Raw genomic sequence first — 14,137 nt, forward strand, 5'->3', positions numbered from 1 at the left:
AATCAGCTATGCCAATAAACCAAAAATTATCGCTAAATGCCCAATCAAACAGGCTAATAAAATGCTTAATGCTGTGCGAATAAACCAAATCATCACCATTTTGGCAACAGAAATTGGAATGCTGGTCGCTAGTACACAAGGCACCATTGCCGAAAAGAAAATAATGGACGACACCGACACCACCGCAGTAACATAGCGAGTCAATATGTCTTGCTTGGCTAAAAGTAGGGCTGGTAAAAACATCTCAGCAAGCCCTGATGATAATCCTTTGGCGACAAACATCGGAGAGTCAAGTCCGCCTGCCCAAGTAAAGGGGTATAATGCCAATCCTAGGATATCAAATACAGGCGTGTACTTAGACAATAACAGACCAAGTAGCCCAATGGCGATGATAGATGGTACAATCGCTGCTGCCATTTTAATGCCATCAAACAAATTTAACCACAAAATCTTTGGTAGGCTTTGGGCATCTTGAGCCACGCTAACGCCCATTTGCCAAGCTTGTTTGAGTCGGTTGCTTGTTGGGTATGGGTAATCATCTGTCTTGGCGTGCGTATCATCAAGCCTGCTAATGGGCGGCAGGCGTGCGGTGATGGCAGTTACCACAAAAGTAATAAGCAAACACGTCCAAAAATAAATATTCCAATACGCCATCAATTCTAAGGTCTTGGCAATAATTACCATAAATGCCGTAGAAACGGTAGAAAATCCTGTGGCAATAATGACCGCTTCTTTGGCAGAATATTCTCCTTGGCGATAGACGCGGTCGGTGATGAGTAGTGCTACCGAGTAGCTACCAACAAATGATGCCACCGCATCAATGGCAGATTTACCTGGTGTTTTAAACAATGGCTTCATCACAGGTTGCATGATGACACCCATCAGTTCAAGCAATCCAAACCCTAACAAAAATGACAGCATCAATGCTCCAATGGGTACAATCATACCAACTGACAATGCCAGCTTTTCAAACAAAAACGGCATCATGTCTTTTTCCATGAGACTCATCGGCAATAAGTTTGTGATGTACAAAGATGCTAAGATTAAACCCAATATTTTTAATAAAGTTAAGATTTTGGTGGTGGTGTTCTTTTTCCATGTGCCTGCCAAGAATGGTTCAATCACGCCATAAATCATCAACAAAAACAACAAAACAACTGCCAAAGTACGTTGTTCTTTTACCAAATAACTGGCAAGATGATCAAATGCAATGCTGGTTTTGCCACCCAATTCAAATGGTATAAAAAACAACAAAATGCCAAGAAAGCTAAATCCAATCATCTGTATGATGGCAAGTGAAGTGGATTTTTGTGAACGCTTTGATGTCGTTTGGTTGTTATTCATCATGTTAATCCTTTAATAACTGGGCGTATATTTTAGGATAAATACACGCCAGCGGTATTTATTGTTGATAAAACAGACTGTCGTTTTAAGGGTGTTTTATTATCACGACAGTCGTATTTATCAAGCATTCCTTACTCTACCATCGGCAACTTTAAACCATATTCTTTGGCAGTTTTGATGGCAAGCTCATAGCCAGCATCGGCATGACGCATAACCCCACTACCACAGTCATTGACCAAAACATTGGCAAGGCGTGCAGCAGCTTCATCGGTGCCATCTGCCACAATCACCATGCCAGAGTGCTGACTGTATCCCATGCCGACACCCCCACCATGATGAAGCGATACCCAAGTTGCTCCGCCTGCCACATTGAGCATACCATTTAATAACGCCCAATCAGAGACAGCGTCCGTACCGTCTTTCATGCTTTCAGTTTCACGGTTGGGGCTTGCCACAGAGCCTGTGTCTAGATGGTCTCGTCCGATGACAATGGGGGCTTTTAGTTCGCCATTTTTGACCATTTCATTAAATGCCAAGCCTGCTTTATCTCGCTCACCAAGCCCAAGCCAACAAATGCGAGCAGGCAGACCTTGAAAGTGAATGCGATCTTTTGCCATGTCAAGCCAGTTGTGGACATGAGTGTTGTCAGGGAATAGCTCTTTGATTTTTTGGTCAGTCTTATAAATATCTTCTGGGTCGCCTGATAATGCCACCCAACGAAACGGTCCTTTGCCTTGACAAAATAACGGACGAATATAAGCAGGCACAAAACCAGGAAAATCAAAGGCGTTTTTAACTCCTTCATCAAAGGCAACTTGGCGGATATTGTTGCCATAATCGGTAGCAGGCACACCCATCGCTTGTAAATCTAACATCGCTTGTACATGAATGGCACAGGATTTTGCTGCTTCTTTTGTTAAGCGTTCGTGTTGGGCAGGGTCGGCTTGTGCTGCTCTCCACTCATCTACCGTCCAACCAATCGGCAAATAACCATTGATAAGGTCATGGGCAGAAGTTTGGTCGGTTACAAAATCAGGCTTTATCTCGCCATTTTTGGCACGCTCTACAATCTTTGGTAGAATTTCGGCAGCATTGCCAAGCAGGGCGATAGACACCGCTTCGCCTTTGTCGGTGTGTTCTTTGATGAGTTCATAAGCGTGGTCTAAATCACGAGCCTGCTTATCCACATAGCCTGTTCTTAGACGAAAATCAATGCTAGATTGTTGGCATTCAATATTAAGCGATACCGCCCCTGCAAAAGTTGCCGCCAAAGGCTGGGCCCCACCCATACCACCAAGTCCTGCGGTCAAAATCCAGCGACCACGCCAGTTGTCTTTTGACTTGTCGCCTGTGGGGTTAAAATGCTGACGACCTGCTTCGGCAAAGGTCTCATAAGTGCCTTGTACAATGCCTTGTGTGCCAATATAAATCCAGCTGCCAGCCGTCATTTGTCCATACATAAATAAATCTTTGCGGTCAAGCTCATTAAAATGCTCCCAAGTCGCCCAGCGTGGCACAAGGTTTGAGTTGGCAATCAGTACTCTTGGGGCGTTGGCGTGCGTATTGAACACGCCCACAGGCTTGCCTGATTGAATGAGTAGGGTTTGGTTATTTTCCAAATCTTTTAGACTTTGCAAAATCTTATCATAGCATTCCCAATTACGAGCCGCCCGTCCGATACCGCCATAAACCACAAGGCTTTGGGGGTTTTCGGCGACATCTGGGTGCAGGTTGTTTTGAATCATGCGGTAAGGGGCTTCGGTCAGCCAGCTTTTGCAGGTTAGCTTTGAGCCTGTGGGGGCTTTGATGGTGCGAGTGCTGTCGGTGCGAGTGAATTTGCTCATGGTCGTCCTTTTATAAATTTGAGTGAGTCAAATAAGATGCTTGTCAGTTGATAAAAATAAAGTTGTATAGACAACTTTGCTTAATTTAACAAAGTTTTGATGGTTATGCAAGGGATTTTTTATGTTGGGTGCAAATTTTGGTATAATACGCTTTTATAATAATTTGATGGCAAAATTTTAGCATTACTGATGCCATCATATTTTACCCACACAAGACGCCCATCATGCCAAAACCTGTTTATCAACGTATCAAAGAGTATATTTTATACCAAATTCATCACGGAATATGGCGAGCAGGTATGCCTATTGCTAGTGAAAACGAGCTTGCGACAGCTTTTGGCGTGTCTCGCATGACCGTTAATCGTGCAGTAAATGAACTTACCAGTGATGGCGTCTTGACACGCAAGCAGGGTTCTGGAACGTTCGTTTCCCAAAGGCAGTTTAGCCATACTTTTGTGACAGTGCATAACATTCGCCATGACATTGAAAGCACAGGCAAAAGATACCACGCTAAAGTCATTAGTAAAAGATCAATCAGCAGGCATGATGTTCCAGAGTTTTTAGTAGGGGTTTTTGATGGCTCTCAAGATGTATTTGAAGTGGTTATAGTTCATTTTGGAGATGATGTGCCTTTACAGGTGGAAGTGCGTTATGTGGATTTAACGTTAGTACCAGACTTTAAAAACCAAGATTTTAATAGGGTAAATACCAGTGATTACTTAATTGAGCATGTGCCGTTGGTAAAGGGTCGGTATTTTATCCAAGCGGTGCATTGCCCAAGCGATATCGCTCAGTGGCTAAATTGTCAAAGTGGTCTTGCATTACGTCTTAGTCGCTACACTTATTCAGGAGATAAAGTCGTGACTTATGTGCAGATGTGGCATGATGGTGAGCGTTTTGAGTTTGGTGGAGAGCTTGAAAAAAGCCAGTAGCTTAAACTACTGGCTTTCATGAATTATTCGCAGCGGAATGTTACGGTGTATTCATAATCATCATCACGAGAGATGCTGGCACTTTTACCAAGAATACCACCAAGAACGCTGATGGCTTGATCAGCAACACGCCCAACTTTTTCATCAAGCACGCCATGATACTGGTGTGAATCTTTGATAATGATGGGTGTGTGAGCATTGCCACATTGTGATTTGGCGTAAGTCAATGCTTGATCACGAGCACTTAGCTTAGTTTTGCCATAACCTATCGTCTCAAAGACTTTATTTGGACGTTCAATAACAGGAACGCTTGGAGCAGTCTGGCAAGCTGTTAAGGCGGTGGCAATAGCGATAACCGAGATAACTTTATGTTGAGTTTTCATTAGATTTCCTTGATAAATATAACAGTATATTAAAGTTTTGTCATACTTTTAAAATGCAACACTTTTAAAATCAATAACACGCTTAAAATTATTTGATAGTGTTTTAAGCGTTTTTGTGGCAAATACAAAAGTTTCACACACTTTAAATAAGAGTCTATCTTATTGTGCCTAAAATAAAAGACGAATGCAATGGCTATTTGTGGTTATTTTGTAAAGATAAAGTTATGTTGTCAATCAGGCAGTTAAAAGTTGTACGTTGCACGAGCATTTTATGAATGAGTAGATGATTAAAATCGCCTTACTAAGTGGTTATTTTTAACTTAAATTTATGCTACAATGACCTAAAATCTAATACATAAAGGCTTTATTATGACGACTAAGATTCCCCATGTACTGATGATTCTAGATGGTGTTGGACACCGAGAAGATGAGCAAGATAATGCTGTTTTGGCAGCCAAAACCCCAAACCTAGATAAGCTAAAAGCCACCTATGCTAACGGTCTTATTAGTGGTTCTGGTATGGATGTCGGATTACCTGATGGACAGTTTGGTAACTCTGAAGTGGGGCATATGAATCTTGGGGCGGGGCGTATTTTATATCAAGATTCTACCCGCATTATGAATGACATTAATACAGGTGCGTTTTTTGATAATCAAACGCTGGTTGATGCTGTTAAAGCAACCAATGACAATGAAGGTGCGGTGCATATTTTAGGCTTGTTGTCAGATGGTGGGGTACACGCCCATATTGAGCATATTAAGGCAGCGTGCAAGCTTGCTTTACAGCAGGGAGCTTTGCAGGTATTTGTTCATGCCTTTTTAGATGGTCGTGATACACCGCCCAAGTCAGCCGATAAATATGTGACTGATTTACAAGATTATTTAAAGACGCTAAATGCTCAGTTTGAAGGAGTGGCTAGCATTGCTAGTGTGATTGGGCGTTTTTTTGCGATGGATCGAGATAAGCGATGGGATAGAGTGGAGGCTGCTTACGAGCTTTTAACCGAAGCAAAAGCTGTCAGAACAGCAAGCACCGCTTTACAAGCTGTACATTTGGCGTATGAGGCAGGCGAGACGGACGAATTTATCCAAGCCACCATTATTGATGATAACGGCATTATTGCTGATAATGATGGCGTGATTTTTATGAATTTTCGTGCTGATCGAGCAAGAGAAATTACCCAAGCATTTGTTAGTGATGATTTTGATGGCTTTGGGCGTCATTACACGCCAACCTTATCAGCTTTTGTGATGATGACAAAGTATTCAGATGACTTAGAAAATAATGCTAAAACGAGCATTGCTTATTTACCCACAAGCCTTACCAATACATTAGGTGAGTATCTCCAAAACCATAACAAAACCCAACTTCGCATTGCCGAAACTGAAAAATACGCTCATGTAACTTTCTTTTTTAGCGGCGGTCGAGAAGAGCTTTATGATGGCGAAGAACGTATTTTAGTAAACAGCCCAGATGTTAAAACGTACGATTTAAAGCCTGAGATGAGTGCATTTGAAGTGACTGATAAGTTAAAAGATGCAATTTTATCTGGCAAGTTTGATGTGCTGATTGTCAATTATGCCAATGGCGATATGGTGGGTCACTCTGGCGTCTTTGATGCAGCGGTGAAAGCGGTCGAGGCGGTCGATGCTTGTATTGGTGAGATTGTTGAGGCAGTAAAGCTGATGAATGGGCATCTACTCATTACAGCTGATCATGGCAACTGTGAACAGATGCAAGATTATGACAGTGGTCAGGTGCATACTCAGCATACGACTGAGCTTGTGCCATTTATTTATGTGGGTGATAACGCTGTGACGATTCGTGATGGTGGCAAGTTATGTGATGTCGCCCCAACTTTGCTTGATTTGATGGGTATGCAAAAACCTGATGAGATGAGCGGTACGTCTTTATTGGTGTCGTAGATGATGACTTTGGGAAACTTTGTAAAACTAACCCTTGTGGCTGCAGTTTATGGCGTGATGTCAGTGTCTGCAGTCGCACAAGTAAGCCCAAATGATGGCTATGACGAGACAGTAAACCCAGCATTACAGGCTTTAGGGGGTGAGCCTGACGTGCTGCATGGCATTGATGGCTTACACCAAGGTCGTGTACCCTTAAATACCATTTCGCCTGAAGTGTTAAAGACATTTGTGGCAGTTGTGGACTTGGTGAGACGTGAATACCCTGAGAATCTTAGTGATGAGAAGCTGTTTGAGTATGCTATTCGTGGTATGCTCCAAAAAGTAGACAGTCACGCTGATTTTTTAGATGCCGAAAACTATGCTGATTTGCAGTCGTTTACAAGCGGTGATATTGCTGATGTCGGACTTTGGGCGACGTGGCAAAAAGACAAGGGGCAATGGGTCGTTACTCGGGTGGTAGATGGTATGAGTGCGATGAGTGAGGGTGTCGAAGAGGGTGATTTTATCCATAAAATTGGCGATATACAGCTTGATGGCTCTCAGACTGATAATGATGTGGCACAGCTTTTAAGCGGTATCCTAAATACTGAGGTTGCTGTTGTGCTTTCAAAATCTGGGCGATCAAAGCGTACTGTTAGCCTTGTGCGTAACCACCCAAAAAAAAGCCAAATTGAGATGCTAAGTAAAGACGGTGTCATTATCATTAAGTTACCTGTTTTTCAAAACAATACCAGAGAGCAGATTTTACAGGGTTTGACTGGCGTGGATAAAGTCCAAGGGATTATCATTGATGTACGCAATAACCCAGGTGGCGTGTTAGAGTCTGCTGTTGATGTTGCATCGCTGTTTATGCGTGATCAGACGATTACCCAAATACAAGGTAAAAATGGCTCAAATCGCGTCTTAAAAACTACCCGTTCACCGCTGCTTGATGAGTTGCCACTGATGATTCTGCAAAATCGCTACTCAGCATCAGCATCTGAAGTACTAGCAAGTAGTTTACAAGAGCAAAAACGTGCATTGATTGTTGGTGAATCAAGCTATGGTAAGGGATCAGTGCAGTCGGTGATACCGTTAGGAGACGGTCAAGCAGTCAAGCTGACCACCGCTCATTATCTGACTGCTAAAGGTGTGAAAATTGATGGCGTTGGCGTGAAAGCTGACGTGAATTTCCCAAAAAACACAAGCGACGATAGGGTAGATGATTGGCTAGAGCGTGCCTTAGCACTGATGGAAAAAGCTAAGCTTGCCAAAGGCGTGGAGTTTACGCCAGTTGGTGGATTTTAGTGGCTGGTAAATGCAAAAGCATAACCTTGCATTAAAAATTTTCATTTAAGGGTGTCTGCAATCGTGGACGCTTTGGCGAAAGGCTATCTAACAGCGTCTCACTAACAGGAATAAAAGACCCGCAAATATATGAAGCTAAAATCTGAGCACATAGTGGGGCAAAGCTAAACCCTTTAGAACCCATACCATACATGGCGTATAAGTCATCTGCTACCTGACCGACAATCGGATGATAATCAGGTGTCTGAGCACGGATACTAGCTCTGCCAGAAAGTGTGCTTGGTGTGATGTCTAGTTTATCGGCTAGGCTTGGTAGAGCTTGGGCTAGCTTATCTAGGTTAAATGTATGCTCATCATCAGTTACTGTCGTGTCTGTGCAATTTCTAACAAAACTTGCCCCCATTAAGAGATGAGATTCATCTTCTAAGTCAAAAGCTGCACAATAGCCATCGTATTTAATGGGCGTGCGTGGTAGTAGCTGTGCGTGATTATCATCATGTGATAGCTTTAGCCAAGATACTTGACCACGGATTTTACGGCAATTAAACAGCTCATCACACAGTAGATGGCTCTCAAATCCACTACAAATAACTGCAGCATCCGCTAAGATTTCACCAGCATCTGTTATTAAATGCACGTCACTACCATGGCGTATTTGCTTTATATCTGCTTTGATAAACTTAATCAAAGGGTCTGTTAGTACAGCATTCATAAATGCGCGCGGACTGACTAAGCCAGCCTTTGGGATAGCTGCATTGATTTGATGTTCCAAAAAGGTCTTATCTTTTATCTCATAGATAAGCTCATCAGGATAAGGACTAATAAGAGACCGTAGTTTTTCGGTGCTTTTTTTAGTCGGCATTAGAAAATCAATCACGCCAGTATTATTAAAAACCGTCTGGTCGGTATTATTAAACTGCCTATAAAACCGTTCGGCATATAAAAACCCAACAGTTGGCAAATGGTCTTTAGCTTTTTCAATTAGAGTAAGCTTGGGAGCAAGTAAGGCTCTTGGATTGCCAGAAGCTCCAGCAAGGGGTGATTGCTTATCAATTAAACTTACTTGAATGCCGCGTAAGGCTAAGCTATGAGTCAAACACAATCCGCTAATGCCTGCACCGATGATAGCGACGTGTTTAGGTTTGTCAAGTTTGTTAAGTGCTTGATGGGGCTTAGTGATATGAGCTGTGAGCATTTCACGCTTATGCCCAAATCCTTTAACTTTTGTGACTAAAAAGCCGACATCAACCAAGGCTCGACGCACAAAACCTGCTGCAGTAAAAGTGGCAAGACTTGCTCCATCGGCAGACAGCTTGGCAATGGTGTCAAACAGTGCAGGTGACCACAGTTCGCTATTTTTGCTTGGTGAAAAGCCGTCTAAGAACCAAGCGTGAACACCCGCTCCTTTAGGCTTGGTTTTTAGTAGTGTATCAAAGCTTGCCTTGGCATCGCCAAACCATAAATCTAAGGTGATGTCATCATCAATCGTAAGTCTGTGGCAGCCTGCTAGTAATGGCGGGTATTGACATAGCAAGCTATTAATATAAAACGATAATCCATCATTATCTTGCCAAGCGTTTAGGGCTAAAGTCAGATTCTCTTTGGTGAGTGGGAATTTTTCGGTGCTGATGAAATGCAAGCGGGCGTGGTTGGCAAGTTTACCTTGCTGCTTAAGCTGCCCCCAAAGCTGACATAAAGCCAAAAAATTCAACCCTGTGCCAAACCCTGTCTCTGCTACACAAAATTCATCGTATTCACTAAGCTTGCCTAAGCGATGTGATAAATCGTTGCCTTGTAAGAACACATAACGGCTTTCATCAAGCCCACCCGCCTTTGAGAAATATACATCATCAAATGCTGTGGAGACAGGCACGGTATTACCCAAATGGTCAGTCCGCCATTGGATAGTGGCAACGCTTAGTGTGTCAGTCATTGTCGTTTTTGGGTAGGGCTTGGATAAAGGGCTTGATGTCCACATGGCTATATACACCACCATGCAGATAAGGCTCGTCATCTACCCAAGCTCGTGCCTGTTCAAGATCATCAAAATGAGCAATAATCAGGCTACCGCTCATGGCAGGCTCGCCGTGATTGATGGGTGTCGGACCTGCGATGACAAGGCGATTTTGGGCGTGTAGGGCGGTTAGTCGTGCCAAATGAGCAGGTCTTAGCTCACTACGTTTGGCGGTGCTGTCAGCTGTGTCATGTCCGATGATGGCAAATAAGGGCATAATATTTCCTTGTTATCTTTGATGTGGGGCGATTATTGGCATGAAACTTGTTTGTCTTGTATTTAACCCCATTTTTCGCATTTTTCATTGCAAATACAAAAGGTAGGTACACTCCAAAAGTTTCAATCCGTTATTTTTTAATGGCGGTTTCATCTAATTTAAAATGCTTACGCAATACCACAAACATACCTGCCATAAATGTCATCATGACAATCACATCGCCAAAGGCGGCAAAGTCGCCCCAGTATTCACCCCCCATGAACACAAAGGCAAAAAAGCCGTGCAATCCTGCCATGACGATAAATAGCCCAGCCCAAGCTAAGTTTAATTTTACCCAGCCTTGACTGTTTAAATTTAAGATGGGGTCAAATAGTTTTTTTACCACAGGCTTGCGGTCTTTGGTAAAAATGGGCGAGATGGCAATCCCCAGACCAAAAGCAAGGTTGATGAGTACTGCTTTTAGGCGGATATAGTAGTCGTCTGATAGGGCAAGGGTTAGACCGCCAAAGACAATCGTCATGGCAAGTACGAACCATTGCTGTTTTTCTAGGCGAAATTTTTGACTGACAAACAAATAACCATAAACAAGTATGGTAGCAAGCACCAAACCTAAGGTTCCAACCAAGATGTGATTATTATCTACGCCCCCTGTTAGCCCAAATATGGTCAAAAGGGGGTGGTCTGCATCTGTTTTGTCTGTTTTTTTGTATAAGACATAAAAAACGATGAGTGGGATAAAATCAAGTAAGGATTTCATGGGGTATTTTTTGCGTGAAATAAAGGAGGTATTTTACATGGTTTTGGGGGAAAAATCAGCTTTTTGTTGGGGTTATTGTTAAATTTAATGAGCCACAGCACATTCATCATTCATCAAAAAGCACACATAAATCACCATTGGCATACAACAGCCTTATTTATGGTATTGCCAGCCATGATGACAATTGTAACAACCAAAGCATAAGTTGTGATAAAGGCGATGCGATGAGAGAAGAACCAACCAAAATTTTTGGGTGTTGTTGATGATTGTTCTTTTGGTACTTTGGTGGTATTGATTGATTCGTATTTTTTAAATCTTATCAATAAAAATTAGAAGCAATCAATATCAATAAAGAGAGCAAAACAAGATAATTAACTTGCAATAACGCAAATAAAGACGCAATGATGACACTAACTAAAATCGCCCCAATTTTATCAGCAACCATCAATACTGAATTGAGTCTTGTAAATTGATTGTCGTAGTTTTTGATTGAGATGGCTTGTGCAACCGCACTTCTGGCGGAGTAAAAGATAGAAAAATATACGCTAACCAGTAAGGATAACAAAACATAAAATAAGCTATTTTGTTTGTGTGATTAAGGCAAAGATAATCACAAAACACATCAAGCTATTTGCCAGTACAACAGAACGTATCCTTGAATGCTTATCTAATATGACACCTATTTTCTTACTGACAACGGCATTTAAGAACAAAGAAGCCAAAGTAATCATCGTAACATATTCAATACCAAGTTTTTCGTATAACACCCAAATAGACATTGCTTGCACAAGCATAATGGCAATATCAGCTCTGCCTTAATGGCAGTATCCCAAATAAATAAGCCCAACATGATATTGGGCTTATTTACGTTCAAATCCATCTAATCAACTTCTGAGTACTTGCTCGCCTGTCTTGACGACCATACTTGGCTTTAAGGGCATCAAGGGTTTGGTCAAGGCGACACTCAGTACTTCATCTATGGTCTCAACTGCTTGAATGATAAGACCTTCTTTGACATTGTCAGGAATATCTGCCAAATCTCGTTCGTTGGATTTGGGGATTAGAACCTGCTTGATACCGCCACGATGGGCAGCAAGAAGCTTTTCTTTGAGTCCGCCGATACGCAAGACTTTGCCACGAAGTGTTACTTCGCCTGTCATGGCGATGTCAGGTCGAATCGCAATGCCTGTAAAGGCTGAAGTAATTGCAGTCGTTAGGGCGATACCTGCTGAAGGTCCGTCTTTGGGAGTTGCACCTTCTGGCATATGAACATGAATGTCGGTATTTTTAAATTTCTCATAATCAATACCAAGACGTTCGCCATTAGCACGCACCACGCTCATGGCAGCACGGATAGACTCTTTCATGACATCGCCAAGCGACCCTGTAAAGACAAGCTCGCCCTTGCCTGTCATAGTGGCAGTCTCAATGGTGAGTAGTTCGCCGCCCACAGAAGTCCATGCCAGCCCTGTGATTCGCCCAATTTCTGGCTCTTTTTCGGCTAAGCCATAATCAAATGGCTTGACGCCAAGATAGTCACTAATGTTGCTATCGTCAATAGTAACGCCGTTAATTTTGGTTGATTTTTTTGGCTTAATGCCATAAGTTTCAATTTGATGGCGTACCGTTTTACGGCTGATTTTATTAATCTCACGTTCTAAATTTCGCACACCAGCTTCTCGTGTATAATGGCGAATGATGCTCATCACTGCATCGTCTGTGATATCAAGCTCGTTTTCTTTTAGACCGTTTTGCTCTAGGGCTTTTGGTATTAAGTAGTTTTGAGCAATGCTCATTTTCTCATCTTCGGTATAGCCAGGCAAGCGTATCACTTCCATACGATCTAGTAAGGCTTGTGGAATATCCATGCTGTTTGCTGTACAGATGAACATAACTTGGGAAAGATCCAAATCTAAATCCAAATAATGGTCGTTAAAGGCTTTATTTTGAGATGGGTCTAACACTTCAAGCAAGGCAGATGCTGGATCGCCACGAGAGTCTTGTGCCATTTTGTCAATTTCATCAAGCAAGAACAATGGGTTTTTCACTTCAGTTTTGGCCAAAGACTGCACGATTTTACCGGGCATAGCACCAATATAGGTACGGCGATGTCCACGGATTTCAGCTTCATCACGCACGCCACCCAACGCCATACGCACAAATTTACGTCCTGTGGCACGAGCAATACTCTCGCCTAGTGATGTTTTACCGACACCTGGCGGACCTACTAGACATAAAATCGAACCTTTAAGTTGTTTGACTCGACTTTGGACTGCTAGATATTCTAAGATGCGATCTTTAACATCATCTAGCCCATAATGGTCTTTATTTAATGTGTCTTTTGCCTTGTCTAGGTCGATACTGATTTTACTGGCTTTATTCCAAGGGGTGTCTAAAATCCACTCAATGTAGCCACGCACCACAGAAGCTTCTGATGAAGATGAAGGCATCATTTTTAACTTTTTAAATTCACTCTCGGCTTTTTTGCGAACATCTTTAGGTAGATCAGCTTCTTTTAGGCGTTTTTCTAGTTCATCATCGTCATCATCACTTTCACCATTTAGGGTGTAAAGCTCATCTTTGATGACTTTCATTTTTTCGTTTAAGAAGTACTCACGCTGATTGCTTTCCATGCGTTTACGCACGCTGTCTTGAAGTTCTTTTTCAAACCCACGTTCAGACTTAGCCTTAGTGAAGTAGCTAATAAGAAGGTCGCAGTAGCCACCGACATCATCATTACTTAAGATTAACTGCTTATCATCTAGGCTGATGGAAGTACGCATGGCGATAAAATAGATAAGCTCTGATAGGTCGGTGATTTTATGAGCGACACGCAATAAATCTTTGGCGTTCTTAAGGTGGGCTTGGGCATAATCTGTAAATAAGTCAAGCAACACTTCACGATGAGCTTCGATTTCATCTTCACTCATGTCGTTCTTGACAGGGCTTGGTTTGGCGATTGCTGTTATAAACGACTCGCTTAATACGTCGTCAATCTTAGTGCGTTCTAAGCCTTCGATTAAGACTTTTAGGCAGTTGCTGTCAGCATCATGTGGCATGGTGCTGATGATACGGCAAATCGTACCGACATCATGTAGATTATCAGTATCAATCTCTTCGCTTAACGAGTCTTTTTGGGAGACGATGATAATTTTGCCATCGTGCTTATCTTGAGCAGCTTCAATTGCCCAAAGCGATTGCGGGCGTGCGACGAATAAAGCGATTTGTGTTTTTGGATAAACCACGACATCACGCACAGCAAGTAGCGGCAGTCTTTTATTATTATCGGTCATAAACATTCCTAATCTTATGAAATCAGTTCAAAAGTTTATGGTGCTTTTTACTCAAAATACAAGCCATTGCATTAAAAATATTACAGCCTAAATAAAAACAGCCGTGCTAGACGACCGTTTTTTAGGTTTTTGTAAAGGTG

10 protein-coding genes are annotated in these 14,137 nt (G+C 42.3%); 3 read left to right on the forward strand and 7 right to left on the reverse strand.

Annotated features, from left to right (window positions below; genetic code table 11):
* Window positions 1-6: 6 nt before the first annotated feature.
* Together LU293_RS08590 and hutU are read right to left on the reverse strand one after the other, a co-directional pair.
* Window positions 7-1,347: a YjiH family protein gene (locus tag LU293_RS08590; protein WP_242747341.1), complete on the reverse strand. Its 1,341-nt coding sequence runs from the start codon at window positions 1,345-1,347 to the stop codon at window positions 7-9.
* Between the two features lie 128 nt (window positions 1,348-1,475).
* A complete protein-coding gene (hutU, locus tag LU293_RS08595) occupies window positions 1,476-3,188 on the reverse strand; it encodes a urocanate hydratase (RefSeq protein WP_242747343.1) in 1,713 nt (570 codons plus the stop codon).
* A 224-nt stretch (window positions 3,189-3,412) separates the two neighbouring features.
* Here hutU and hutC point away from each other — a divergent pair, with 224 nt between their 5' ends.
* The gene (gene hutC / locus LU293_RS08600; RefSeq protein ID WP_242747345.1) at window positions 3,413-4,120 is read left to right on the forward strand and encodes a histidine utilization transcriptional repressor HutC; all 708 of its coding nucleotides are present in this window, start codon (window positions 3,413-3,415) and stop codon (window positions 4,118-4,120) included.
* Between the two features lie 23 nt (window positions 4,121-4,143).
* On the opposite strand, the gene LU293_RS08605 is transcribed toward hutC, so the two are convergent.
* Complete coding sequence (locus LU293_RS08605; protein WP_242747346.1) at window positions 4,144-4,503, reverse strand: hypothetical protein; 360 nt, start codon at window positions 4,501-4,503, stop codon at window positions 4,144-4,146.
* A 369-nt stretch (window positions 4,504-4,872) separates the two neighbouring features.
* Between LU293_RS08605 and gpmI the strand changes: the two genes are divergently transcribed.
* Together gpmI and LU293_RS08615 are read left to right on the forward strand one after the other, a co-directional pair.
* Window positions 4,873-6,429, forward strand: a complete 1,557-nt coding sequence (gene gpmI, locus LU293_RS08610) for a 2,3-bisphosphoglycerate-independent phosphoglycerate mutase (RefSeq protein WP_242747347.1) — start codon at window positions 4,873-4,875, stop codon at window positions 6,427-6,429.
* Window positions 6,430-7,716, forward strand: coding sequence for a S41 family peptidase (locus LU293_RS08615; protein ID WP_242747348.1), 1,287 nt, complete (start codon window positions 6,430-6,432; stop codon window positions 7,714-7,716). It abuts the gene before it with no gap.
* 31 nt (window positions 7,717-7,747) lie between these two features.
* On the opposite strand, the gene mnmC1 is transcribed toward LU293_RS08615, so the two are convergent.
* From mnmC1 to lon, 4 genes are all read right to left on the reverse strand, one after another.
* Entirely contained in the window at window positions 7,748-9,694 is a 1,947-nt protein-coding gene (mnmC1, locus tag LU293_RS08620) for an FAD-dependent 5-carboxymethylaminomethyl-2-thiouridine(34) oxidoreductase MnmC1 (protein ID WP_242747349.1), read from the reverse strand.
* Window positions 9,642-9,947: a YciI family protein gene (locus tag LU293_RS08625; RefSeq protein WP_242747350.1), complete on the reverse strand. Its 306-nt coding sequence runs from the start codon at window positions 9,945-9,947 to the stop codon at window positions 9,642-9,644. The genes mnmC1 and LU293_RS08625 overlap by 53 nt, the downstream gene beginning before the upstream one ends.
* A gap of 130 nt (window positions 9,948-10,077) precedes the next feature.
* On the reverse strand, window positions 10,078-10,704 hold the full coding sequence (locus tag LU293_RS08630) for an inner membrane-spanning protein YciB (RefSeq protein WP_242747351.1): 627 nt from the start codon (window positions 10,702-10,704) through the stop codon (window positions 10,078-10,080).
* A gap of 884 nt (window positions 10,705-11,588) precedes the next feature.
* On the reverse strand, window positions 11,589-13,997 hold the full coding sequence (gene lon, locus LU293_RS08635) for an endopeptidase La (RefSeq protein WP_242747353.1): 2,409 nt from the start codon (window positions 13,995-13,997) through the stop codon (window positions 11,589-11,591).
* Between the last annotated feature and the right edge of the window lie 140 nt (window positions 13,998-14,137).

Origin of the sequence: Moraxella nasovis (assembly GCF_022701215.1) — a bacterium.
In the GTDB taxonomy this organism is placed as follows: domain Bacteria; phylum Pseudomonadota; class Gammaproteobacteria; order Pseudomonadales; family Moraxellaceae; genus Moraxella; species Moraxella nasovis.